Genomic DNA, 24,926 nt, shown 5'->3' with positions numbered 1-24,926 from the left:
TAAGCATTACATTCCTGATGTAATATCTTGTGTGCTCGTCCAGTTATATACCTGCTCCAGAAAATCTAGGAATAGACCGGAGAAGAAGAAGAAGATAATGAGGAATACAACGCCCGTTTCAATCCAAAACTTCTTATTACCCATACTTTCTTTTGCTTGTTTGACTTTTATGCCAAAACGGATAATATCGTATATGCTGTAAACCAATAGAAAGATGATCATAAACGTAATTGGAACCATCACGACATAAAACATGAAACCAAGCCCATCAAGCAGCTTCCAATCGAATTTGAAATACTTCTTTAGTTTTGTAATTGGATTACTCTCATCTGCCGCATAGGCCATCACCGGCATCATCCAAACCATAATCATCATAGGCAGCCATACCAACCATTTTTTAATCTTCATTGTTAAAAACACCTTCCGTTTGTAGGATTTTTATAGGACTATTGCTCATTTGATCTCTTTAAGTAGAAATGTTTATAGGAGTTTTATAGGATTGAAGATAGAAAAGCCTCCATTCGCCAATCTTCTGGCATTAGAAAGACGATCCAGCAAACAATGCTAATTCCCCAACACAACCCCGACAATAACCGTTCACCGGTGCCTCCATTATCAAAAAGCCGTAAAGCCACATGTATTTTTTTTGAGATTAAGGAGCCAATCCCCTCACGTCCAAATAGATCACCGATCAGATGCGCCCACCAGCCCACGATAAGCCCCATGCTAATGGCCTGCACCATCCATAGATCGCTTTGCTGCCCAAAAGAAAAGGCTCCAATACTTAAGGCTAGCGCAAACTCTGGCGTATGAATGATCCCCCGATGCTTCACCATGGGAAGAATAAGTAATGCCCCGCCTGCAAAAGCTGTGATCCAGTGCCAATCATACATCGCGTATGCCGCAAGTAATAAGGCTCCTACGCCAAGCAATACCAGGCTACGCAGCTTCGCAAGCAATAAGCATAAAACGCCTGCAGCAGCCCAAAGCGGTGTACTCCTTGCCCATACGTTGTCTAGGTCGAGTCCAAGTCTAGGGAGTCCCCATATGGCAGCGGCGATTAAAAGAAGTAGCAAACCAAGTGATTGAGCCATTCTTCGGTTTTGTGTAGAGAGCTGAATGAGGTTACTAGCCGTACTGGTCTTATGATCTAAATCCGGTGCCAGGCTCCCTACCGCAACAGCTAAAATGTAGACTATGGGCGATGCCATATGTCCGTCCATTTGTGGCAAGAGTGAAAGCAGGCCCGATCCAACGGCCACACCTAGTGCCACATGTCCTGCTTTGTTCATTGTTTTCACCCCCTCTCTCGATTTTTACGCATAAAAAAACGATTCACCCAGGTATGGTGAATCGCTTATTTTACTGCTTGAAGTGGCTGAGAGCTGATTGATTTCCCTTCAATAACACGGCTTGGCATGCCTAGGTAATAGCCCTGGACGTACCGGACACCACAGGTATGAAGCAATTGCAATTGTTCCTCTGATTCCACACCTTCGATAATGAGCTTAGTATGCAAGAGCTCGCATAACTCTAGCATGTATCTTATGATAAGAGGCACTTGAGGTTCAGCATATGCCGCGATAAACGCCTTGTCTAGTTTGATCCATGATGGTCGAAATGTCGTAGACAGCAGCCGGTCTAAGTTGGCATTTCGTTTGCCAAAGTCATCATAAGCCATGGTATATCCTTTCAAGGCCAATTGCTGCAGCTGCCTTTTTATACGCGCACTGTAGATCGTGCTCTCCATGATTTCCAGTACCAGTTGATTAGCATGGCCTTCAGGTAATGACACGCCTGCTAATAACGTTTTAGGATGTACATTTAAAAATAGCAATTGCTGCGGTTGGAGCCTTGGTAGGGCTTCCGCGATGGCTGTATGCATGAGCTCACTATCAAAACGTGCGATTTGTCCAGCATAACGTTTGAAGAGCTCAGCTGGACTCTCTCCCCTAGATCCACTCACAAAGCTCTCATACCCAATAACCTCCTGTCCTCGCGAAATATCCACTATGGGTTGGTAACGTAAGATATAGCTCACTCATTTCCCTCCTAACGCTTTATAAATCGTCCAAAGAAACCTGCTGGCTTTCGTGTAGTGATATTTAGAATCCGCTCGATCACCTGCTCTGCTTCTTCAGACAACTGGTAGGGATCGCAAGTTGGTAAGGACATAACCTGTCTTCCAGCCAAGGTTTCCGCCATTTCATCCCTGGCGTCTTCTGAAGCCATAGGCAATACGACTCGCCACTTTTCTTGCGGCTTATGAATATGTTTGCGGCAAAGCTGCACGAGCTCACGTTGCCGCCAGCTGCTACCGGACCCGACCAAGACCGGAATCGTTGACCGAAAGAAAAGACTCGTATGTTCACTCGTATTAATATTGCCAAGATCAACGATTAAATAGCGAAATTGCTCAGCGTAAGACTCTACCCAATCCATGTCTACTGTGCTTTTAAAGTAAGTCACTTTATCCATTTCAAAGCGTGGCTTAGTATTGACTACCCCATTGTGATTAAAAGCAAGAAATTCGAAACAGGGATTGCGACCAGCCTCCCAAATGGCCACTTTACCATCGCCCTGTTTAGCTAGGTAGTTCGCAAGCGCAAAAGATAGATGTGTACTTCCTGCCCCATCAAAAGCCCCTGCCACGGCAATTAGTATAGTTGGTTGATCATACGTTTGCGATACTACCTTTTCTTGGCTATCCGCTAATTGTGTCTCAGGCAGCGGAGCATCGAGCGTAAGATTCAAATGTCTCTCCCAGTTGGTTTCTGGCCAAACCCAAGCAATACCTTGTGAGGTCCAGTGACGTGCATGTTGATGAGAATGCTCTTTGACCACAATAGCAATGGGGATATTGGGTGCGAACAAGCTCAAACGTTCAATCAATCCAGCATGCTCCTCCGGCATGACAATAAGGGTAACCGTCATTTTTAGGAGCATGCCTTCCATTTCTTTTTGATCATTACATACATGCAGCCGGTACGCTGGCGGCGGTATCTCTTTTACTTCTAAATTGTAAATCAAGACATGCAATCCTCTGTCACCTCCATAAACGAGTAAAAGCCGCCAGCTCATGTCTGACGGCTTTTCGCTTCTCATTTTTCTACTCTTTCAGTATATCTAATTTTCTCATTGTCATCGTTTGCATTTCGTATGCAAATAGTATGATATTTAAAAATACAGGGATTGATGTAGCTTTATAATCAAGTTTGATAATTTTAAAGCTACATACTCTTGGTTTTTCTTTAAGGAGACCAAGTGTTTATAAAAATGGGAAAAGAATAAAAAGAGCAGGCTACTCAGTGCCTGCTCTTCGTTGTATGCTATTACCCCGTTAGGTTAATGAGTTACCTGAACCGGTTTACTTACTGCATTTTCTTTTAACAGTACAAGCCACAACGCTAAACTGCCCTTTAGTTTAACAAAAGGCTGCCAAACGGCAGGCGCTGCCTCTTGGGTTTTCCAATGTACAGTTTAAGGGGTGCACTTCAGAGCTGACGGAGTTTAGTTTTTCACGGTCGTTATTCTAACTTTTGTGAAGAGCTCAACGAATCTTACATAAACTATCTAGAAGAAAAGTTTTTAAAAAAAACCATTTATTATAAACGTAGAAGACATTACTTTAACTATCGCTCAGACTTCCAAATAAAGATTCGTGGGAATCCCAATATAATTTGATGGAATTTGTGTTTAATCGTACAGTTGGAAAACAAGCTATATTTCACCTTACGTGAAGTCTCTCCGCAAATTAAACATTTATAATCGCCAGTTTCCGGAACGTAATTTAGATTCGTGAAAGCGATCTTCTTCTTATTCAGTTTATATTTAATATATTCTACTCCTGAAATAATTAAAATGAGTCCGATTGATATAAGAATAAGAGTTCCAATCATAACGATCGCTGCAAGACCCATTGCAAGAAGCTCCAACCACGTTTGAAATTGTGTATTAAAAATATTAGGTGATTTAGAGAAATCACTTACTGCATAAAGCAACCAAAATAGAACCGTTAATCCACAAACAATCTTAATTCCCATTATTACAGCTCTTTCAGACCATTTTGAAGTGAAGCGCCATTTATACCTATTGAAATGTCTATTTTGTATGCTTTGAAGCTCAGAAAAATCTTTTTTGCATTGGTCTCTGATCTTTTCTTTAAGACTTTGGTGTTCTTCTGATTTATAGTTTAATACGTCATCTATTTTCCTTTCAATAAGAATTAATTCTTGTATATCTTCAAATAAATTTATTGAAAGTAAATACCCATATTTACTTAGTAATTCATCTGTTTCTTTATCTATTAAACATTGACATTCAAGGTTCTTATGAAATAACAATGTTAAAGGTGAATAAATCTTTTCAACTTTCTCGATTAATGTCTTTTCAAAACTACTTTTAACTTCATTTTTATTTTTTGATAGCGACAAAATCGTTTGCACTATTATACCTGTAAAAGCTATACAACCGCTAATTGTAGCTGCAATCGTGACTGGATTATCTAATATCTGCATATATTCTCCCTCTCTGAAATCAAATAACTCTCATGGGAATAATTTCTTGACACCACCAGGTCGAAATAGAAAGAAAAAGGGGCCGATGATTCAGCTCCTTTTTCTATGCTAGGAAATTTATTATTATTTGCTAAGGTTAAAGCTGGTTACTTGAAGTGAATTGGTATTTTGGTAGTTATTAAAGCTCCAAAATCGAACCACATTGCCACTTCCAACGGTAGCCGTTCCACTTGTTAGATTCTTGCTTGTATCTTTAAACAATGTCGTTGATAATGTTTTGAAATTTTCATCAAGCGACTGGATCGTCGGGTTGGTGCTTGAAATGTAGTTGTAAAACTTCCCGCCTGCATAGAACAAAGTTCCAGGATAATTCTTAACTTGACCCGTTTCGTCGTAACTCATGTCCTTTTTATTGATGTTATATACGGTCGAGCCCAACCATGTACTAAAGATTAGGCGATCTCGTTTGGTCGTAAGAACAATCGGACGAAATTTTGACATAAGCTGATTTCTAAGTACGTTTTTCGGGTCTTCTATTGTCAGCGGCTTCGCAAGTTCACCTTCAAGATAAATGGTATATTTCCCAACGCCATTTTCGTATAACACCCCCGAGCGGTCATTTGTTCTAATCGGGTAGAAATAATTGGAAGTGAAGATGTTCGCATCTTTCCACGTTTGAAGCGTTTTTTCACTGATAGTTTTTCCATCATCCAAATTGACAATTTTAACGGCGAGGTGCTCATTGTTCCCATAGAAAATATAGTTATTTGCAACTGTTATCATCGTCGAGAAAGAATTATAGTAATCATCGATGTACAAAACTTCTTTCCCTCGGAAGAGCCACTTGTTTTTCTTCGCCACGCTCATATACAAATGCGTACCATCAAGACTAGATTGATCACTCCAAGTCACGATGGTGTAATCACCTTTTTCTTGTACATTTAAGTCCTTGCTTGAGATCTGGGAATAAGTCTTTTTAGGATCAAAAGCTGCGGCCCCATACTGGTAGCTGGTGGTGGCCGTTTTAATTGCCGTCGCCGCTGAAGCGGAAGCCGTAGAAAAAATGGCCCCCACGATAACAACAAGTAGAAATAAAGTGATTTTGTTAAGCTTAACCATGAGTCTCTCTCTCCTTCAGTGAATCCCGTAGTAATCCAATGTCTGGGATTGGTATGATATCCCATTATAGCAGTATGTGATCATTTTCGACACGAATAATTGAGTGTTATTGGGCTTCGATTCGATGAGGGTTTACGCATTAGAGAGTACGAGGAAATAAGCATGGGATCTTTGCTTTATAGGCCGATGGAATCGATAATGTGGGCAAGGCTGAAATCTTTCCGATGAATATATTCAAAAGTATGGTTGAACTATCCTGCCCTTTAGTTTAATGAAGCACTGTTTTTGTAGTCTACACCGAAATATTATCAGTCTTTATTCCAAATTATCAAACTTTGTTTTAAATCTACACTTGATGATGAAAACGTTTATAACCTTTAACGATTACAAGATTAAACGATTACGATTCGACATACCCTAACAACAGCGCATCATTTACGAGACATTTCCGAATAAAAACGAACCTATTCTTATTTTGCCGAATATAAGCAGACTATTATTAAAAAGCCTCTTATAAAAACGGAAAAAACTAAAAAATCAAAATCTAATTTTCTTGTTTTTGCAAAGAACAATGGTACTGGCAAGTTCTAAGCTTTTTTTATCTGTTTATTTTCGAAAATGACGCTACAAAAATTTATTGTTTTATTTTGCTAATAAATGGTTGATAAAATCTTTGTTCATTATGGTCGTTGAAGGTTGAAAGAAGCATTGAAGAGTATTAGAGCAGAGGACTATATGGGATTGGGGAACGCGAAAGAGCCCTTATCCTAGAGTCTAGGGCTGAGGGCTAAGCTTGCATTGTTTTTAAATATGTAGCGAGGCAAAAATCCTGTGGCGGATCAGGTATAGGCTTCCATGTAGGAAGTTTGTCCATTTCCCAAGCCATCCATTGCATCAATGACTCTGAGGATTCGCCTTCACGCATACGATAACCGGCATCCCTAATCATATCCTTAAAGGCGGTAGGATCGATGCGCTTGGCCAGTGCCATCGTCCGGAATGTATGTAGATCTACATTCAACTCCAGCTCTTCAGCAGCCAAGGTCGACAACTTATAGTCTAGTGTATTAAACGCGCCTGGTAGGGCATGCTGTTGTTCCAGTGTTAGTAAAGCGCGGCGGCATAACTTTCTAAATCCTGGCTTCATAAAACCATTCAGCTTGAGTACAAAATCTTCTCGCTTGCTTTCCTTCACAAATCTTATGATACCTGTCTCTTTGGTAATGGCCAGTAGTGCAGCTGCCCCTTTATCTCGCATTTCAAGTCGTATGCGATCTATTGCCTTCTCTGGATGCTCACCATCGATATCAAAGCTTTCTTTAATGCGAGCCATAACGTATCGCAGTACACTTTGGCTTTTATCCTTCAGCAGCGCAGCAAGCTGCAGCAAACCTTGCCCATTTTGCCAATCCAGGATTGAATCACAACCAATAGCCACTAAATAGCCCTTTATTTGGGCAATCAAGCGGCGGTAGCTTTTTTTGGCAGGAAAAATAGAGCGATAATGCATGCCGGTGATATGCCTTGGCATGAGTGCCGCATTCACCTGAAATACTGCTTTTGGTTCACCGAATAAGTTACGTTCCATTCGTGCAATTGAAAACAATGTCTGACCATCTATAACCATAGTTGATCCCAGCTGCTCTAATACCTTCCGAATATGACTGTTATCCTCACGATGTATGAGCTGCCCAAGCTTAGAGAAATTAAGCTGCAGCAGTTTACGTCTCTCATCTCCTTGTTGGCCACAACCATAGATATAAAGCTTCTGAGCCGCTATAGACAGCGATGTAAAAGCCTTTCTCATTACTAGTGAAGGCAGCAAAATAAATCGCCCTAACTGACCGTCAGGCTCTAAATACGAGGGCAGGCTAATGGATAGCGTACCCGTATACTTTTCTTTTGTTTCAAGTATGAGCTTATGCAAAACAAATTTATGATAGGATGCATAAAACTGATCTTTGTTTACGGGCATTTCAAAGAGTTCCTTCAGCTTTAAGTAGATAATATGACGATTGATGTATGTGGAAATACCTACTGTCTGAATGCCAACCTGAAGCGTCATTGCAAGCTGCAAATCTGCTTTAGTAAGATGATGCATGAGTCTTGCTCGTCCACTCGGAGAACGAAACGTCTGACGTGCTTCGAATCCTTCTTCAATAGCAAATAAAGCTTGTAAAAAGCGGTAGCTGAACTTAATAGGTGTGTTAGTGTGAATTGGCTGGATGATTGATTTTTGTTCGTTCAGCATAGGGTTGCTCCTTTCTAGTTGAGTGGTTCTAAATAATTTTCAAGCTGGTAGCTATTTTGCATAATGCATTGTGCTTTAGTTGAAAATATTTTTGACGATTATAAAGCATTTGTTCCAGCAACTCATAATCATATGGTTTTGTACGAACTAAATAGCGTTTTTTTATTAAGTCACTTTGCTCCGATGATAAACGGGATAATGCTCGATCCATCTCATCTATTTCAATGTCTAAATCTGCTATTTCCTGTGCCTTGTTTGTCATCCGCTGTTCTTTTCGGATGTACTCGGCCTCGATAGGACTTGCAGGGCCACCGCCACCGCTCATGCCACTGTAGGAGGCGGTCATGGCTGGCAAAGCTAGTTGAGATTGCATAGTTTCTAAATCGAGCTCTAATTTGCGTTTGCGCTTTGTATTTAAAAAATACTGTTCAAGCAACTCCTCCACCAGAGGAACATATTCTTCTTTTTTAGTCTGCGGTATGTTTAGCTCCACTTGCTCTGCTCCCGCATAGAAATCATCAAAGCCGTTACCCGACTCTGCCATATACGTCGCAATGAGCGAACTTTCTTGAACCAGCTCAGGTGTGATCGTAGTCCGCAATTGTTTTTTAAGTTGGCCATAACGTACAGTAAGCCAGGATAAAGGAATAGATGCGATATTTTGTTCGGTTACTGATATTTTTCTCCGCATGATCGTCGTTCTCTCCTTTCGCTTAACAGGGACAACATATAGGTCATCTAAAGGTAATAAGGTTTGTTCAAATTGTTGGCTACAATAATCGCAGTAATAAAGTCCCTCGTCTATTGGATGGCATAGTCTATCGCAATGTATGCAAATCAAGATTTGTCACTCCCTCCGTTGTTGGCTGCCATCTTCAGGCGAGGTAACCAATCTCCTCGCGACGCCTGCTTAAGCCAGGCGTTTCGGCTCTTGTGTACATTATTAAGCGTAACGTTTTTTAATATCATCCCAATGATCCGCTACCTTCCGTATTGTCGCTTTTGCTTCTTTCTCACGAGCAGCTGCTGCATTAAAACGCTTAATATCCAAAAACTCAGATACATTCGTCTCAATGATTTGTTCCATAACCTGTGGATCAAGCGCATCCAATTCCCAGCATTCATAACCAAACTCCGATATATAGCTCGTAGCTCGCGTGTCTGTAAGCTTAGTTGGGTTGGGAGGCGGTAGATATTGTTCAATTTGATCCATATTTAAAGCTACTCGTCGCACTAATGGAAAGGATTCAAATATATTTAATCGCGCTTCGATATCGCGGGTCATGTCAATTCCACTAGGATCATGATCTCCCAAATGGATAATTACCGTTTCTTTACCTTCATCATATTTTCGGACTAGCCGCTGTGCTGCGACCCACATTTCCGTTTGGCTTACATAACCACGACATGAGAAGTATGAAATATCTAATTGATCGCAAATCGTACCAACCACACCAACGAGGGCATCTTTCTCAACCCAAACCTCGACATGATAGTCCTGGTCGGCCCATTTATCATAAGCAAAGCTACTTGCTGCGGAGTACATAATATCCCCTGGTGTATTCCAATGGCTATTCCCTTTCAAATTTCGTGTTCGATCCTCTATCGCATCCCAATCAATCAGACCTGAGATTCGAGCATCCGATACGAGCGTTCCCAAATTTTTATAGCTGCGCTCAGTATTCGGTATGATATCTCGTGCGACCAGTTGATAATAAACTTGTCTAAGTGACAACGAGTATCCTCTAGAGATATATTCATCAATAATTCCGTTGACCTTGTGAATCAGTGCTAAGTTTTCACGACGAAATTTAATTTCCCGATAACAGATTTTCATAATATCCTCCCATCCTTATTAAATCCTGCAGAATTTCTAGAATAAGTGCTACTGGCCAACCGGTTTGTGGTAGAGAGTAATTGACGAATCAATTTCCTCTCTCCCTCAACAGATTGCAATAGATTCTGCAAATCTACTTTCAAGTCATGAATTTGCTCAAATGCATCAACCTGCAAGCTATTTTGCATGCGAGGTTTCACCTCTATGACAATGCCCTCTATAAATCCATTTCCCATCAACTTTGGCTATCGTGGCGTAAGTAGCCCTTCCCCCAACGTGGCTATGAGGTTCACCGATTTGGACGAGAGAAGAAGTCCAGGATGCTGGAGGTAACACGTTCAAAAAATAATCGTAAAACTCCTCATCAACCTCATCACCAATTTTCAAGAAATCATCCATATTGCCCTTCCAATCCTCATACTTCTTCATGTAAATCCCCTCACTTTGCTAGTAATTTCAACCTACCATTATCAAGTGAGAGCGGTTATCTTCTCACGACGCCTGGAACGAGCGTTTCGGCTAAATCAAATGCTTCGTATTTTCTTAGATAACGATTACGATAGTAATCAATAAGGCCCTTTCTCTTAAGATACTCATATTTTGATCGAATCACTGACTCCGTGCGACCTAAGCCAAAAGCCAAAGTTCGATTTTTATCGATCCCATAAAACATACATAAGTATTCCAAATCCTCATTTGAGAATTTTATTCCGTGATTCAAATGAAAATCAGGATGATATGTCATCCGATAATGTTTGTCATATGTAATGCCATCGATAAGATCCATTTCTGAATATGATTTTAACTTAGCAACCCCCATCCATTTTGCCTCCAATCTAGCCTGCCATCTTCAGGCGAGGAATGGCTATTTACCTCGCGACGCCCCATGCTGGGCGTTTCGGCTATGTCATAATAAAAAACCCTTGGTTGATTTTCTCCAACTCTTCATCCGTTGCCAGCTGCACGATATATGCTTTTTCAGCGAGATACAGCACGATTTTTTCTCCTTCAACAAGCTGTTTTAAATCTTGTTGATAAGGGAAACCTTTAGCTTCCATCTGTCTTACCTCCTCTCCTTTTGCATCGCTAAATTAATCAGCTCGTCCAGTTCCTGACTCGCCTTTACCACATCTGGATGTACGAGATTATTGTTATTTTGATTAGCTGCAAATTGCATCATGAGTCGCTTTTGCTCAATGGTTTGATCAAGCCCATCCCTCAGCACATCCATTCCTCCATTTAAAAGATTTTATGATTCACGCCTGCCGCCATCTTGATAAAATGACTTTAAAAACCGTATTCCAAATCACTTTCTACAATGAGCTGATTGATCGAGTCGCTACTAATTTGTTTCATGATCGTTTTAGATTCTTTGACTTCAGGTTCTTCTTGAATGGATTTATAGCAGCCGCTGATAAGCAGCTGCTTTATCTCTTTCAATTCACCCATTACATTATTACAGGAGCATGTACCCGTTGACGTACCGTTACGTCTTATCTCCTGTTTAACTTGCTGTGCTACCCATTCAGATAATTCACGACTTATAGATAATTGCTCTAAAAAGGCATGTATTTCGTCCGTAAATTTTAATGCGCTGATGTTGTATTGATTTCGGCGTATCATTCTGAATTAGCGATCCTTACGCTAACTGGAATGTTGCGTTTTAAGTAATTTTTGGCAATGATTTCTGAAGCATAAATATTCAATTTGCGCGAATCTTCGGGAAATATATGATACTTCTTTGCTACTGTCTCACCCAGCTGTTTACATAAATACTCCATCATGTATTCGCGGAGCGCTTGATTTACACCACCAATATGTACGTAAAACACTAAATCGCCTTGCATGAAACTGAAACTTTGTAACGACTTTTTCATGGCAACTGCTGCAAAATCATTTAGTACCGGCTCAATATCCTCTGTTAGAGGAAATTCTTTATGAGATACTGGATCTCTATATACAAAACTTCTAGACTCAATGTGTGTGAGGATAAAGGATTCCAGAGAACGAACGTCCTTAAAATAATCCATAAGCTTGTCCGTTCTTAATTTCTCTAAAACAGATAAGTAACTTTGATCCGTTGATGATACAAAATCATCTGACTTTTGAGCTCCGTTTAAATCAGGCTGCAGCTTACATAAATCTTGACTTTGACCTCCAATATCATCTATGACCGTAAATGCTTCTTTGTACCTCTTAGCCTCTTCCCTTGGATTACCTTCAAGGTCGAGCTTCAGTGCATGTCGCGCATTTTCTCCTTCTATGCGGCACTCAGCATAATTCACCTTAATCTTCAGTTCGCGACTAAATCCTGGTGTAATAAGTTCAAACGAGGTTTCTTCAAGAAAACGACCTGCCATAATGGCTAATTTTTCTTTAAAACTATTCGCTTTCTTAACTAACCAAACGGGTAATAACGTTCCAAAATACTCAATGGTTATCGTATCTTGATTCAACTCCGGACACTTCAATGCATGATAGAGAGCTATTCCAGCAAGCCAAGTTACCCAAACTGTCTCGGATTTTGTTTTATCATGTAGCGTATAGATATGAACATTTCCAAGCAACTCTGTCTGAGCTCGTTTACCCACCATGAAAATACGTTCATGCGAATCCTCAACAAGTTTAATTACAAGGTGAGCATCAAGCGATTCTTTTGGAACGCTATGTGCAAACATACCTTGAAATTCTTTTTCTGATATTTCTTTAATGGAAGAAGGCATCTCAAAATAATGGCCATCAATCATATTCTGGCCAACCGAATTACCAAAGTCGGTAACTATACGATCAATATTCAATTGTAATTCCTCCTATAAATTAGTAGCTATTTATGAAATCAATAATTTCGTCCAAGTTATCTGCTTGCCATTCTGGTGATCCCATAACGTCAGGTCCATCATCTGGAAGATATGCTGCAAATCTATAACCTCCATTTTCATTCTTAGAGAATGCTTCGTAGATAGTCCAATTGAAATATGTCTTAATTTTTTTCATTTATTAACCTCCGGTGCTCTAAAAAAGGAAAACTAATTAAAAGAAGAGATATTTAATTTACAAGGGGATATTGCAGAGTGATTAGAGGAAAGTGTAATATTAGAGGTGTCTAGACCCAATTTTATACTTTCCAGAGAAGGTGATCGATTGCAGTCGATCATCTTTTCTATTGTAAATTTGCTTAAGGTTCAAACAATTTACTCATCGATACTTCTAGAGCTATTGATAATTTTTCTAAAACATGGAGTGATGGTTTCGTCTTACCTGATTCAATTTCACTCAAGTAAGCTTGAGTTATATCGGATTTTGATGCTAATTCAGTTTGTGACAAGCCTTGAAATACTCGAATGTCTTTAACTCTTAACATCGTATAATACCTCCTTTCAAAGAAATCTATTATCTCTAAATGATTAAATCAATTGAAAAAATAATTATCATTCCAAGGAACTTTTAGTGCATTTACTAAAAAACCTTCATATTATTTTTCGCTACTTCGAGAAGAAAAAATGAATTATTCTTCCTTTTTAGTGTTAAACTTCTTTTCAAGAATAGACCAACCAATTTGACTAAATTCATCGAGAATAGTTTCAACTTCTTCGGTACTTGATACACATTCGGTACTTCGAATAATTATCTTCGAATTTCCAATCTCAATTGTTTTAATATTTTCTCGCTGCTCCTTATGTGGTTTTAGCTTGTTATTCATCAGGTAATCCCTCCCATAAGGATATATATGCTTTGCGATTGATTGGACAGCCATTGAAAATCACACTCCTTGAAAAAATATGTATGTAATAGTCGATAACTATAATTCATCACTTACGAGAAATGATAACTTTTTATTCATCAATAGTCAATAGCTATGATTCTTTTTTTGTTATCATTTTTTGTATGTTTAATTTTAGTTATCGTTCGTCTATAATTACTGATGTAGAATGGAGCGTGTAAAAATGAATAAATACGTTGATACATTAAAAAAGTATGTAACTGAAAGTGGCTTATCGTTAAGAGAAATTTCAAGAAGATGTTCTGAAAATGGTACTCCAGTTTCGCAAGCTTATATTAGTAAATTAATTAATAATGATATCCCACCAGCTTCTGAAGAAATTAATAAAGCATTAGCAACTGCAACCAAAGGAGATTTTGAAACATTAATAATTGCTGCGCAAACAGAGAGATTAAAACCTATTTTAAAGGATTTAGGGGAGGAAGGTTTTGAGCATTTTCTTAACTCAGTCTCAGAAATATATGCAGAAAAATTTTATAGACATAATCAAAATGATTTTGAAAATATCAAAGAAAATTCTTCATTTGATGAAACAAAGATTAAAGATATTTTTCAAAAAGCAAGTAATGATGAGAAGATTAATATGTCTAGACATTTTACATTTGAAATAATAAGCAAAGATGGAACAAAGACCGAAATCCCATCACTCGATCAATTAAATGAATCAATTCAAAAAATTATAGTTGAGAATAAAAAATTAAAGAAATTAGAAGCTCATTTAAGTGATGAGAGAAAAGAAAAATTATTAGAAATATTAGACAATTTAACTGATGAGCAAGTTGATCACATTTTAAGAACTGCTGAATTTATTGCTTCAAAAGATTAATACATATTAAAATATACCTTCGAAATTCATCAGAACTTTCTTCACCTTCAATCTCTAAGAGCATTTCATTCAGCTGATCGATATTAAAGTTAGAAAGAATATTTACCAAATTTTTTTTATTCATAATATTACCCCCATGTAGTTATACTAGTAGCTTGTTAAAAATATTATAAAGTAGGAGGTTTCTATGGCTTCTCCCCGGTACGGGAACTGCCGTTTACCAGAATTATTAGCCCGTAGTAATATATCGCAGGCAGAATATGCAAGGCAACTTGGAGTTTCCAAAGCTTTTGTTACAAAGCTAATCTCCGGTGATAGAAAACTATCTGTTCTGCGCCTTAAAAAATCTTCTGAGATGTTAAATTGTAATATGGAAGATCTATACTCTTGGGACTAAATAAACTATGGCAAACGGCAGTGAGCATAATGCTCCTCCCCACCGAGATAGTAACCTTATAAGGTTACCATTAGTCTATAGAACTCCTATAAAAGAACCACTTTTGACATAATACCATAATATAAACACTATATATGTCGAATCATGGCACTATAAACTGATTCTAAAGTCCCAAGATGATTTTTTATGTTTTATTAAAGTCATGTTATAATCGGACTAAAATGAAAGGAGTTATTACATTTGTCTAGCAGTGTTACATTTGAAGGTGAATTTTGTATTTATTTAAGAAAATCACGAGCAGATATCGAAGCTGAAGGTAATGGTGAAGAAGATACTTATTCAAGGCATTTAAATAATCTTATTGCTCTTCAAAAGAAGCTTGGAATAAATGTTACTGAAATATACAAAGAGAAACCGATAACCGGTGAGAGAATTTCTGTACGACCAGAGATGTTACGATTAATAAATGATGTCGAAGACGGACGTTGGAGAGGCGTTTTAGTTGTTGAAGTTGAACGTCTTGCACGTGGGGATACAATGGATCAGGGTATTGTTGCTCAAGCATTTAAATACTCCAATACATTAATTATCACGCCAATGAGGATATACGATCCAAATAATATAAATGATGAAGAATACTTTGAATTTGGTTTGTTCATGAGCCGTAGAGAATTTAAAACCATAACTAGACGAATGCAGGGTGGAAGAGAAGACGGAGTTAATGAAGGAAGGTATATGGGGAATATCCCCCCATATGGCTATCAAAGAGTTAAGCTCCCTGGGAAGGGCTACACATTAGAACCTCACCCAGAACAAGCTAGAATAGTGCAATTAATTTTTTCACTATATACTAATACAGCTGATAAACATATGGGTTGCCAAATGATAGCACATCATTTGAACGATTTGAATATCCCTACAGCGAATAATAGGAAATGGGTAGTACCAACTATTAATGGAATCTTGAGGAACCCGATATACATTGGTAATGTTCGTTGGAAGTCAAGACCGTTAATTAAAAAACGTGAATCAAAGAGTCGACCAAGAAAATTACGTGCAGATTGGATTGAAAAAAAAGGACTACATCCAGCAATTATTGATTTAGATATTTTTAATAAAGCTGAAAGTATAAGAAATCAAAATAGTCATAATTCAGGTCCGAAGTCTGGAAGAGCTGCTAATCCATTAGCAGGTTTAATGAGATGTGGAATATGCGGAGGACCAATAGTAAAAAAATCTTATAATGGACGTAATCCTGATGTTTTAATTTGCTCTACTTCACTTTGTAAAAACAAAGGTTCCTACTTTCATATCGTTGAGGATCGAGTACTTCAGGGCCTATCACAATGGTTGGAATCTTACAAGATAGATTGGGAGAAAAAAAGACCTCAACTGAATTCTTTTGATGAAATGAAGCAAAAAGCAAACCAAACCGCCATAAAATCAATTACAGGTAGACTAACTGATTTAGAAAAACAACGTAATTCTTTACACGACCTCTTAGAACTTAAAGTATATTCTATCGAAGTATTTTTGGAACGTTCTAAAAATCTGGAAGAACGGATAAATGAAGTAAAAGCATCGTTAGCACAAACAAAAGAAACTTTAGAACTTGATCAGCAAAGAGATAAAGCAAGAAAGCAAATCATTCCTCAAGTTGAACATGTACTCGATATCTACAAGCATGCAGAATCAATTGAAGAAAAAAATATACTGCTTAAATCAATTGTTAGCAGCATCTCTTATACCAAACTTGTCGGAGGTAGATGGTCTGGAGCTGAAGATAAATTCACTCTAGAAATTTTTCCTAAATTGCCTGAAAAATACTCATAACAAGTAAAGAGGGGATAATCCAATAATTGGATATTCCCCTCTTTACTTGTTATGAGTACTTAAATACTCCTCACACGCTTTCCCTTATTAGCTTTCATTAATAACTTTTACTTGTTCAAATATCACTGTTAATTACAATGCGCGAATTCTTCAGTGCCTATATCTGTTAGCAATCCAATGACTTTATCCGGAATCGTGTACCTCTGGTTTAAATACCGAAGCGCTGCTGCAAGCTCACCGTCAGCACCGCCATATTGCTCCATTAGAAACTTAGCCATCATTGGATCGCATTTGCTTACGCGAACGGGATATTGCAGTTTTTTCTCATAAACCCACATGTACGGTGCCTCCTCTAGTTTTCCTACTGGCTCTATCCACTATTTATACCTGCCACGGCCATGGTGTATCATTCCATGACCAAGGATTGGTGGAGAAGCTTTGGCCAAAATGCTTTAAAGGCCCGTACTTCGATTCATACTGCTGTACGATAGGCAATCTTAGCTGTGCGAACTGGTTGTATTGATGTATGGCATTGGAATCTGTAGGATGAGTATCCAAATATAAATTCAGCTCCACGAGTACAAAATCTACCGCCTGCAAATCATGCAGCAGCTTGTAATACTCTTCATCAAGTATGATCGCCACCGTCAATCACCTTCTTCCTGTCTGTCGTTTTTCGGATCATATGGGCTATACAACATGGGCCAGAGTGTACCATATCTCAATGCTTCATGAGGTGAAAACTGAGGTAAATTGGGCGGTTGAAAGGTAATAAATAATTGAGGCGGCGTGCTGAAGCTTTTTACTTTTATAGGCGGGCAGGGATCTAAAGGGCTAATAAACGGCTTATAATAACGCACCTGATTATTCACGCAGATGTCTCCTCTCGGTATGCTCTTCAAAAAAGTATATGTATAAGGACTTGGCCATCATGACTAACCATTCATTGAATGACGCTGTACCGGTACAGTCTTTGCATTTCTACATTGTTCTCTAGCTCTTTCTCGTTTAGGATGTGATAAAGGCAATAAAATAAAGAAGCTCAAAACGATGTTTGAGCCATAGAGGTGAATCGTTATGGAACCGTTGACGAGAGAAGAAATAAAAGCTTATTTAAGCAGGCTCGGTATCTCAGAAATTCAGGAGCCAACCAAGGCATTTCTATTTGAGCTTCATAGAGCCCATGTTAGAGTTTTCTCTTGGCAAACCATTGATGTTTTTGCAGGTAAACCCGCAGGAATTCAACTCAATCAATCCGTCCCGCTTCTTATCCATGGCAGAAGCGGATATTGTTTTCATTTAAATGGCGCATTTAGCCAGCTTCTGCGTTCATTAGGATACAAGGTTTCATTCCACCGGGCAGGCGTACAGCCACTAGGTGCCGAGCCTCGTATCAACTCGTTTCACCTTGGACTAACCGTTCACTTGTTGAACGAAAACAACGAAGAAGAACAATGGATTATTGATGTTGGATTAGGCGATATGCCTTTTGAGCCGCTGCCTCTTCTTGCTGGAACGTATAATCAGAACCCATTTATTTATAAAGTAACAGAATCTCTTGTTGTTCCAAATGGATGGCGCTTAGAGCATGATCCATCTGCGTCATTTGTTGGCGTGGATTATGATTCTACCGTTTTGGCGGATATGACAGAGTTTGAGCCTAAGCATGAGCATTACAGCCGCTCCGCAGAATCTCCATGGATCAATATGTTTTTAATTCGAAATAGACATGCTGGCGGAAGCAATGAAATAAGGGGCTGCATTTGGAATGAACGAGGAACTGACGGTGTGAGGCAGACGGAATTAGTGAGTCAATCCCAGTGGCTCGAGGTGTTGGGTGAGGTTTTTGAAGAAAAACTCGTCAACTACAGCAGTCAAGAACGGGATGAACTATGGAAAAGAATACAGCTTGCTCATGAACAATGGAAAATAGCAAAAGCCTCATTATCATAACAAAAAAAGGCTTTTACTATCTCCTTATAGATGTCCTAATCAAATAAACCTCAGAGAAATCTGAGGTTCATTTGACTATAAGTAGTATAAGAAATCCAACCTCTAAGCTTCCGCCGTACCAAATCTTTTGGCATTTCTTGCGCGGGCACGCTCGATTTCGACCTCTCGATCACGCGGCTCAGCTTGGGTGACTAGCGTGTCGAGCAATTTCTGAGCAGCCGCAGCCACCTCTTGTATCGCAACATTGAATGCTTCTTCATTGGCTTTCGATGGCGACTGATATCCCGATAGCTTTCGAACAAACTGGAGCGAAGCGGCAGCTACTTCTTCTTCTGTTGCCGGTGGATCGAAGTTAAATAACGTTTTAATATTTCTGCACATCACGCTCTGACATCATTAGTTGCATGCAAATACAAGCTTTTAACTTCGATAATAGCTTTTCTATAGAAACTTTTCAAGCGATAACAACTACCAAGCATTTGTCATCACTATCGGTTTTATCTCCCCGTCAGTAACAATCATTTTATCAATACAAAGCATACGATTCCCCGCTTCAGGGTCACCAATAATACGGCGATGATAAACAATGAGCCACTCATCACTTTCAGGCAAATGGAGGAACCCATGATGTCCTGGCCCTTCCGCAATAGGCTCTTGTCGCTCAAGCACGATACCCTTATTCTCGAATGGACCCAAAGGATTATCACTCACGCCATACGCAACGCAATAAGAGCCGTTCACCCAGTCTCCTTGCGACCACATGAGGTAGTACAGTCCATCCTTCTTTATCATACAAGGTCCTTCAACATAACCATCAGGCGTAATGGAGAGAAAGGTTTCTCCATTATCAAGCGGGATGAACCCCGTCATATCATCATTCATTTTCGCTACGTTGCAATGACGCCAGCCGCCATAATATAAATAGATCGTTCCATCATCATCCTTGAACAAATGAGCATCAATGGGCTGAGCCGAATGAATGAATCGATCAATGAGCGGTTTTCCCAAATATCCTCTGAATGGCCCTTCAGGACGGTCAGATACGGCTATCTCCAAACCGCCGATTTCATCGTTGCTTTGAATATCGTTTGTTGCAAAAACCAAATAATATTTTCCTCGTTTCTGGGTAATCGTAGGCGCCCAAACCGCTCTCCACATCCATGGAAAGTCTGACATTTCAATAATGCTCTCATGCTTCTCCCAATGGATCAGATCGCTTGAGCTGAACGCATCCAAATTCAATTGGTTCGTATATTCCGTAATAGACCTGGTCGCATAAATCCAATGCTTGCCTTCATACGTTCTCGCTTCAGGATCAGCATACCAGCCTGGGACTATCGGATTATTAATACCTTTCATCGAAAAACAGCTCCTTGTTCGTGTTGTAGTACCGATATTGTAAAATATTGCAGACCCTATGTCTCTATCATAAATTCAACTTTCTTATCCACTTTTATGACATGAATCAATTTCATCATTTTAATAGCCGATTAGCTAAAAAGAAAAAAAGGGTCGTCCCAGCAGTAGTAAAACTACTAACGGAACAACCCTTTCCTATTCTTATAAATACGTTGCTTTGTTTATGGCGCAACAACACGCAGAACGGAAATCTCATACTTCGATTCACCGACTGTGACAATGCTTTTCTCCGGTATATCAACCTGCTTACCGAGGTTAACGACAACCCGGTTCGTATAGTCTGCTTCATTTATTGCAGTATTGCTCGGTTGCTCCGTCTGAGAATCGGTAGCTGTCGGCAGTGAATCAGTTTCAGCCGGCGTTGGCGTCGGTGTCGGCGCTGGTTTATCGGATTCTTTGGCAGTCGAATCCGTTGTTTCCGACGGCTGTGACGAGCTTTCAACTTGATTCCCTTCCGTGCTGCTATTCCCTGTATCCGCTTTGCAATCAGATGCAACTTCAAGTGTGGTGTACGCAACCGCTTCTGCACCCGGCGTTTCTATCGTCAATGAGCTAGGCTTAAACAGTCCGCAAGCTGCTGCTTCCTTAAATGCGAAGACGAGGGTGGTCGCAGCCTTCTTCCCCTCTGATGCAGCATTTTGCTCCACGTATACGATTGTATCCGGCTGGGTTATGCTCGGTTCAGGAGTCGTTTCAGGCAAAACAGCACCACCAGGCTTCACATCATCCTTGCCGCCGAAGGCAAACATAATGCCGGCTACGATTAGTACAATACCTATAGCCGATAACGATGTTATAAACGTCGATTTACGATTCCGGCGAAAAAATTTAGTCAGCGGTGAGGATAGCTCGCGCTCCGCTTGTTTATATACACCTTTAAGAATAGGGCCTGCTTTGTCAAAATGCTGCTTCCAATTGGCTCGTTTCTTAAATGCATCCCGGTCATGTTTTGTGAAATAGCTGACTACTGCAGTTACATAGGCAGGGACAAAACCTCTTGAGCGCATGAAACTAGGATGTTTTTCTGCCCATCGGAAAAATAGATATACCGTATCTTTTTGAGCCGCATTTTGCTGCAAATAGTTGAGGAGCGTGGCATAATCCACTGATTCCATATCCGAGCTGCGAAGAAACAATAGCACGAGACGCGGAAACTCAGCTAACTCCAGCTGATTGGCAAGCAATCGGCGACCAACGAGCTGCACCCGGTCGATCTCTGCTGGGGATAGATTTTCGAATAAATCTACCGTTGGCTCCGGGAATGCGAAGCATTCGTAAAGCGCCTGCAGCTCAAGCGCTGCTGATTTCTGCCTCGGATCGTTCAGCTGTCCATTCCATTTTTTCAGCTGCTCCTTCGATTTGAGAAACTCGCCCAGCATGAGCTGATCCTTCGTCAATCTTTCCATATCAAGTTCAATTAACATTGCTCGATAAGCCGCAAGCTCCAGCTCCGTATAAAACTCTACCGCATCATGAGATGGAAGCTGTTTTCGCGCGCCAAACTTGCCTTCACTTGCTGCTAAGCTGCGCAATTGCTCAAGCACTTTGCTTGTCGCTGGCAGCGAGTGGCGCTCCCGTTTCAGCTTCTCAATGAGCTGCTGGCGGACCAGCACAAAAAAGTCTTCATCACCGTACAGCTTAGGATGAGCGTTGCCCCACTGCTCAATGAGATGCAGAACACTTTTGGCTCCTGCAGCTGCTTTAAGCTTTTGCTCAAGGAATGGAATAAATAAGTTTGCACTTAGCTTCGCATCTACTAAGACTCTTGTGAAAAAAGCCATACTAAAGGCAGGATTGCTTTCTACTGCCGCATAGAAGGAAGCCGCCGCGTCTTGCTCACTCTGCTTTCTTGCATTTAGCAATGCTAAAATGAAAAAGGAAACAAGCTTATTTTCGATATGTTTGCCTTCAATTTGATAGTATTGTGTAAACACATCTACAATGAAGGTTTCCGGCACTACTCCTTGCCTAGCACGGTCAAACTCATAATCAAATCGAGACAGAAATAAATCATTCAAGCGCATCTTGGCATCCAATGCGCCGGATGGCTGCAAATAATCCATCAAGCTCCGCATTACCGCGCTTTTATGCGATTCATATAACTTTTCGTTGCCTTCCTCGATTTGGTAAACGACGCATAGCTCATGATAACAGGCTGCTGCGAGTTCGCGCTCCTCCCCCATATCTGCCAGCATCAGCTCAGCGAATTGAAAGAAGCTATCTGTACGGTCAGGACGATCCAAGTTATCCCATGCAAAATCCAAAAACGGCTGATCTATACCGTCCAGATCAACATTCATCATTCGGTCGTTGCCGAAATCAAACGTAAAATCCTTCTCGATGCTGCGATCCCCTTGGCGGAGGCTTCCTTGCTCTACGAACGTAAGATGAACCGATTTGCGGCTTACCGGCTCTTTCGCATAAGTAATGAAACCAAGCTGCTTGCGGAAGGCGTAGGGTAAACTCGCATATAGCACACCAAGCAGCTGTTTTGCCTTGTCCGGCAGCTGTTTGATTGGTACATCAAGCGAAACATAGATCTTTTTCTTACCACCGACTGCTGCCATTACCGCATAGAGCAGCTGTTTGAACGATTTTTCTGAAATGTTCAGCAGAGAAAGGATGGAACGAGCAGACGGCTTAATCGCTGCTGCACTCTGAATCGGAAGCTCTAGCAGCTCTGCTATTTCCGTACCGCTGTCAATATTATATTGATCTACGAAAGCGGCTTGCAGCCAGTTCATATAATCACTTGCAGGCTTGCTGCTATGACCGCTTGGAATAATAAAGTTATGCGTAAAAAACGCGCTGCGAAGACCCGTGAAGTCGGCTGCCTGATAAACGCTTCTGCCAAGAAGCACATCGCCATTATCCAAATGAAGCAAGTGCATCGTCTCTGGATACGCGGAACCGTCCTTCTCACCGCGGGTAGCCAGTTCAGTCGGGGCATCATAAACACAAAACGGATGAAGCACTTTTTTGACAAATGATGCTTCCAAACCGCTTGATTTGGCGATCGTGTCATACCCTTCCGTAGATCTGAAAATGCCGCGTCTTTCCCGTGCATACATCTGCTGCTGAATCATCCTGCTGGGCGTAGAATCGCGCACTATTCTCTTCTCCCCTCAATGAAGTTCAGCTTATAAAGCAGCCAAATGAAGGGCTCGTCTACCCGAATGGGACTGACGACGGTTTGCAGCTTCTGATCGACGGGATTGCTGCCGAGTGCGGAAACCGCATAATAAGCCGTATCCTTAAAATAAACATCCATCGTACCTTTAAAGGGACGATCGACCTTCTCGATGAAACGTCGGATTTCTCCATCAATATTTTCAAACTCGGTCAGGTTAAAATAATTGCGATGTACCATGTTGTTGAAAATATTGCTGTTCGATTTAATATATTCTCCATCTTCATCCTTTAGCGAATGAAGCATATCGCTCTTCGTTAAAACGACCGCAGTCGGAATATCCGTTTTGTTGTTTTCCTGATAAGCAATAAAGTCGCCAAACATCGTCAGAACAACGTCGCGCGGCTCGTCGTATTGGGAAACCCAAACACCTGGCTTATCGCCCAGATTCATTCTAATTTTCTCGCGAATGGAGCGAATTTGCAGCGGATCTACCATCAGCAATATGCCTGCTGAATTTTTGATATGCTGACCATGCAAACCAAGATAATCCTGCTCTACCATGCCCTCGCCAGCGACATCAAAAAATACGAGAGTGAGCGGTGGCTTCGATTCATCTTTAAACACAAATTGAAAAATAAAAGGCTCCTGCATCTTTTCCTTTTGGGTAGACGCAAGCAGATCGCCGCGCTCAAACAGCGGCTCCTCGTAATAGGTTCGGAATTTTCGGCTAATTTCTGCGTTAAGCGGCATGCAGGCTGCATTAAAATGATCCGCTGTCGTGTTTTGCAGCGTATGTATCAACGCGGTCATATACACCGACTTGCCTACTTGTGAAGCGCCAATGATTGAAATAATATTGCTCGGCACCTTGCCTGCCGTTACTGGAATTTCGTTGTGGCATTTAGGACAAAGTCTTCTGCGTGTCAGCTCGCCATAGCGGTCATTAATTCCAATTAATACATGGTCTGAGTAAATCCGATGCTCTTCAGGCACGTCGTTTGGATAGAGCACCGCTTCCATATCGTGTACAGAATCAAGGCCAAAACGCTCACGATACTTATTCAGCTCATCATCCTCACGGGAATGTGAAGCGCGGAACACAACCTCATCCGGTGTAAATTTACTAAAACAATAGGGGCAAACAATATCATAAAACAAAGGCCTTTGCTTTGCTTCCGGCTTTTTCTTGAAAAGATCGAAAATACCCATGCGATCTTCCTCCTTTATACTGAAATCAATTCGTACATCTGTCCAGACGTTCGGCCATCCGTGAAAAACAATCGTATAAAATCCTGTTTGCCAACCTCAATGGCAGGCAAAGCGGTTTTTCCAGCTGCGAATGGCGCAACGAACGGATACAGCATGCCGTCTTCTTTATTTGCGGGATAACTGCCCTGCTTTTTCACATAACAAAGCACGTCTTTCCCAATCGGTACCTCTGTTGAAACTTGAATTTGAATCGTTTTGAACTTTCTGAACAAACCGCTCTTATTTGTAATCGAATAATGAATCTTAGCTCGGCCAGCACTTATTTCGATGCTGTTCTCATGATTAGGCTGAAGGATGAGCTGCGGACCGCCGCTCCCCTCCAGCGCGGCATATACCGTAAAGACAAAACGTCCGATGCCCTCTAATCGGCTATGATAGCCATTATTCGCTTTATATTCTGCCTTCGTGTACAACTTGACAGTTCCTATATCCACGGGGCTTTCCGCCGCCTGCTCAGCCGGCGTTTTCCCAATGTAGACCGCTTCTATACCGCCCGGCCAAATCCAGCGCAGCGTGCAGCGGTCCTCCTCCAACACGCGAGTTAAACCGCTGATGATCGGAGAACCATCCTCTGCATCGATAAACCGCATT

Annotated in this window: 30 protein-coding genes, 1 other RNA gene and 1 pseudogene; 4 read left to right on the top strand and 28 right to left on the bottom strand. The window is 40.6% G+C overall.

Annotated features, from left to right (window positions below; genetic code table 11):
• Positions 1-6: 6 nt before the first annotated feature.
• The 19 genes from AC0VYE_RS11795 to AC0VYE_RS11705 form a co-directional block, all read right to left on the bottom strand.
• Positions 7-408: a hypothetical protein gene (locus AC0VYE_RS11795; protein ID WP_076269575.1), complete on the bottom strand. Its 402-nt coding sequence runs from the start codon at positions 406-408 to the stop codon at positions 7-9.
• An 83-nt stretch (positions 409-491) separates the two neighbouring features.
• Positions 492-1,292 carry a metal-dependent hydrolase gene (locus tag AC0VYE_RS11790; protein ID WP_475448097.1) on the bottom strand — a complete coding sequence of 267 codons (801 nt, stop codon included), beginning with the start codon at positions 1,290-1,292 and terminating at the stop codon, positions 492-494.
• 65 nt (positions 1,293-1,357) lie between these two features.
• The gene (locus AC0VYE_RS11785) at positions 1,358-2,041 is read right to left on the bottom strand and encodes an EAL domain-containing protein (protein ID WP_475448094.1); all 684 of its coding nucleotides are present in this window, start codon (positions 2,039-2,041) and stop codon (positions 1,358-1,360) included.
• Between the two features lie 11 nt (positions 2,042-2,052).
• Positions 2,053-3,105 (bottom strand): CpaE/TadZ family protein, encoded by a 1,053-nt coding sequence (locus AC0VYE_RS11780; RefSeq protein ID WP_475448091.1) that lies wholly within the window; start codon positions 3,103-3,105, stop codon positions 2,053-2,055.
• 527 nt (positions 3,106-3,632) lie between these two features.
• Positions 3,633-4,517, bottom strand: coding sequence for a hypothetical protein (locus AC0VYE_RS11775; protein ID WP_475448089.1), 885 nt, complete (start codon positions 4,515-4,517; stop codon positions 3,633-3,635).
• Positions 4,518-4,640: 123 nt separating this feature from the next.
• Entirely contained in the window at positions 4,641-5,636 is a 996-nt protein-coding gene (locus tag AC0VYE_RS11770; protein ID WP_475448087.1) for a hypothetical protein, read from the bottom strand.
• A 787-nt stretch (positions 5,637-6,423) separates the two neighbouring features.
• Positions 6,424-7,887: a hypothetical protein gene (locus tag AC0VYE_RS11765; protein WP_475448085.1), complete on the bottom strand. Its 1,464-nt coding sequence runs from the start codon at positions 7,885-7,887 to the stop codon at positions 6,424-6,426.
• A gap of 28 nt (positions 7,888-7,915) precedes the next feature.
• Entirely contained in the window at positions 7,916-8,578 is a 663-nt protein-coding gene (locus AC0VYE_RS11760) for an ArpU family phage packaging/lysis transcriptional regulator (protein WP_475448084.1), read from the bottom strand.
• A gap of 169 nt (positions 8,579-8,747) precedes the next feature.
• Positions 8,748-8,817, bottom strand: an RNA gene (locus AC0VYE_RS11755) — hammerhead ribozyme type II.
• Positions 8,818-8,830: 13 nt separating this feature from the next.
• Positions 8,831-9,724, bottom strand: a complete 894-nt coding sequence (locus AC0VYE_RS11750) for a hypothetical protein (protein ID WP_475448082.1) — start codon at positions 9,722-9,724, stop codon at positions 8,831-8,833.
• Positions 9,725-9,901: 177 nt separating this feature from the next.
• Entirely contained in the window at positions 9,902-10,153 is a 252-nt protein-coding gene (locus AC0VYE_RS11745; protein WP_441883435.1) for a hypothetical protein, read from the bottom strand.
• 55 nt (positions 10,154-10,208) lie between these two features.
• Entirely contained in the window at positions 10,209-10,544 is a 336-nt protein-coding gene (locus AC0VYE_RS11740; protein WP_475448080.1) for a hypothetical protein, read from the bottom strand.
• An 82-nt stretch (positions 10,545-10,626) separates the two neighbouring features.
• Positions 10,627-10,782 (bottom strand): hypothetical protein, encoded by a 156-nt coding sequence (locus tag AC0VYE_RS11735; protein WP_179089852.1) that lies wholly within the window; start codon positions 10,780-10,782, stop codon positions 10,627-10,629.
• 5 nt (positions 10,783-10,787) lie between these two features.
• Positions 10,788-10,949 (bottom strand): aspartyl-phosphate phosphatase Spo0E family protein, encoded by a 162-nt coding sequence (locus AC0VYE_RS11730; RefSeq protein ID WP_475448078.1) that lies wholly within the window; start codon positions 10,947-10,949, stop codon positions 10,788-10,790.
• A gap of 62 nt (positions 10,950-11,011) precedes the next feature.
• Complete coding sequence (locus AC0VYE_RS11725) at positions 11,012-11,347, bottom strand: hypothetical protein (RefSeq protein ID WP_475448076.1); 336 nt, start codon at positions 11,345-11,347, stop codon at positions 11,012-11,014.
• On the bottom strand, positions 11,344-12,522 hold the full coding sequence (locus tag AC0VYE_RS11720) for an Alp7A family actin-like protein (protein ID WP_475448074.1): 1,179 nt from the start codon (positions 12,520-12,522) through the stop codon (positions 11,344-11,346). Before AC0VYE_RS11720 ends, AC0VYE_RS11725 begins: the two co-directional genes overlap by 4 nt.
• Before the next feature lie 19 nt (positions 12,523-12,541).
• On the bottom strand, positions 12,542-12,718 hold the full coding sequence (locus AC0VYE_RS11715) for a hypothetical protein (protein ID WP_475448073.1): 177 nt from the start codon (positions 12,716-12,718) through the stop codon (positions 12,542-12,544).
• 181 nt (positions 12,719-12,899) lie between these two features.
• Positions 12,900-13,085 (bottom strand): helix-turn-helix domain-containing protein, encoded by a 186-nt coding sequence (locus tag AC0VYE_RS11710; protein WP_475448071.1) that lies wholly within the window; start codon positions 13,083-13,085, stop codon positions 12,900-12,902.
• A gap of 144 nt (positions 13,086-13,229) precedes the next feature.
• Positions 13,230-13,424 carry a hypothetical protein gene (locus AC0VYE_RS11705; RefSeq protein WP_475448068.1) on the bottom strand — a complete coding sequence of 65 codons (195 nt, stop codon included), beginning with the start codon at positions 13,422-13,424 and terminating at the stop codon, positions 13,230-13,232.
• Positions 13,425-13,668: 244 nt separating this feature from the next.
• On the opposite strand from AC0VYE_RS11705, the gene AC0VYE_RS11700 reads away from it, so the two are divergent.
• Positions 13,669-14,331 carry a hypothetical protein gene (locus AC0VYE_RS11700; protein ID WP_475448065.1) on the top strand — a complete coding sequence of 221 codons (663 nt, stop codon included), beginning with the start codon at positions 13,669-13,671 and terminating at the stop codon, positions 14,329-14,331.
• Here AC0VYE_RS11700 and AC0VYE_RS11695 read toward each other — a convergent pair.
• Positions 14,312-14,455, bottom strand: a complete 144-nt coding sequence (locus AC0VYE_RS11695; RefSeq protein ID WP_475448062.1) for a hypothetical protein — start codon at positions 14,453-14,455, stop codon at positions 14,312-14,314. The genes AC0VYE_RS11700 and AC0VYE_RS11695 overlap by 20 nt on opposite strands.
• A gap of 63 nt (positions 14,456-14,518) precedes the next feature.
• Here AC0VYE_RS11695 and AC0VYE_RS11690 point away from each other — a divergent pair, with 63 nt between their 5' ends.
• Entirely contained in the window at positions 14,519-14,728 is a 210-nt protein-coding gene (locus AC0VYE_RS11690) for a helix-turn-helix domain-containing protein (RefSeq protein ID WP_475448060.1), read from the top strand.
• Positions 14,729-14,968: 240 nt separating this feature from the next.
• Positions 14,969-16,561: a recombinase family protein gene (locus AC0VYE_RS11685; protein ID WP_475448058.1), complete on the top strand. Its 1,593-nt coding sequence runs from the start codon at positions 14,969-14,971 to the stop codon at positions 16,559-16,561.
• A 137-nt stretch (positions 16,562-16,698) separates the two neighbouring features.
• Here AC0VYE_RS11685 and AC0VYE_RS11680 read toward each other — a convergent pair.
• The 3 genes and pseudogenes from AC0VYE_RS11680 to AC0VYE_RS11670 form a co-directional block, all read right to left on the bottom strand.
• Positions 16,699-16,899: pseudogene (locus tag AC0VYE_RS11680) on the bottom strand (manganese catalase family protein); the annotation flags it as partial.
• Positions 16,900-16,942: 43 nt separating this feature from the next.
• On the bottom strand, positions 16,943-17,206 hold the full coding sequence (locus AC0VYE_RS11675; RefSeq protein WP_144376813.1) for a spore coat protein CotJB: 264 nt from the start codon (positions 17,204-17,206) through the stop codon (positions 16,943-16,945).
• Positions 17,207-17,208: 2 nt separating this feature from the next.
• Positions 17,209-17,433 (bottom strand): spore coat associated protein CotJA, encoded by a 225-nt coding sequence (locus tag AC0VYE_RS11670; protein WP_076269558.1) that lies wholly within the window; start codon positions 17,431-17,433, stop codon positions 17,209-17,211.
• A 205-nt stretch (positions 17,434-17,638) separates the two neighbouring features.
• On the opposite strand from AC0VYE_RS11670, the gene AC0VYE_RS11665 reads away from it, so the two are divergent.
• The gene (locus AC0VYE_RS11665; RefSeq protein ID WP_475448056.1) at positions 17,639-18,514 is read left to right on the top strand and encodes an arylamine N-acetyltransferase family protein; all 876 of its coding nucleotides are present in this window, start codon (positions 17,639-17,641) and stop codon (positions 18,512-18,514) included.
• Between the two features lie 102 nt (positions 18,515-18,616).
• On the opposite strand, the gene AC0VYE_RS11660 is transcribed toward AC0VYE_RS11665, so the two are convergent.
• From AC0VYE_RS11660 to AC0VYE_RS11640, 5 genes are all read right to left on the bottom strand, one after another.
• The gene (locus AC0VYE_RS11660) at positions 18,617-18,895 is read right to left on the bottom strand and encodes a DUF2277 domain-containing protein (RefSeq protein WP_076269556.1); all 279 of its coding nucleotides are present in this window, start codon (positions 18,893-18,895) and stop codon (positions 18,617-18,619) included.
• 87 nt (positions 18,896-18,982) lie between these two features.
• On the bottom strand, positions 18,983-19,873 hold the full coding sequence (locus AC0VYE_RS11655; RefSeq protein WP_475448054.1) for a glycoside hydrolase family 43 protein: 891 nt from the start codon (positions 19,871-19,873) through the stop codon (positions 18,983-18,985).
• A 221-nt stretch (positions 19,874-20,094) separates the two neighbouring features.
• Positions 20,095-23,043, bottom strand: a complete 2,949-nt coding sequence (locus AC0VYE_RS11650; RefSeq protein ID WP_475448052.1) for a GAP1-N2 domain-containing protein — start codon at positions 23,041-23,043, stop codon at positions 20,095-20,097.
• Positions 23,043-24,275, bottom strand: a complete 1,233-nt coding sequence (locus AC0VYE_RS11645; protein WP_475448050.1) for a TRAFAC clade GTPase domain-containing protein — start codon at positions 24,273-24,275, stop codon at positions 23,043-23,045. The genes AC0VYE_RS11650 and AC0VYE_RS11645 overlap by 1 nt, the downstream gene beginning before the upstream one ends.
• 14 nt (positions 24,276-24,289) lie before the next feature.
• Complete coding sequence (locus AC0VYE_RS11640; RefSeq protein WP_475448048.1) at positions 24,290-24,925, bottom strand: beta-mannanase; 636 nt, start codon at positions 24,923-24,925, stop codon at positions 24,290-24,292.
• Position 24,926 lies beyond the last annotated feature (1 nt).

The sequence above is a fragment of the Pristimantibacillus sp. Z349TD_6 genome, assembly GCF_056173205.1.
The sequence above is the reverse complement of the archived record's forward strand: the minus strand, read 5'-3'. Positions and strand labels throughout refer to the sequence as shown.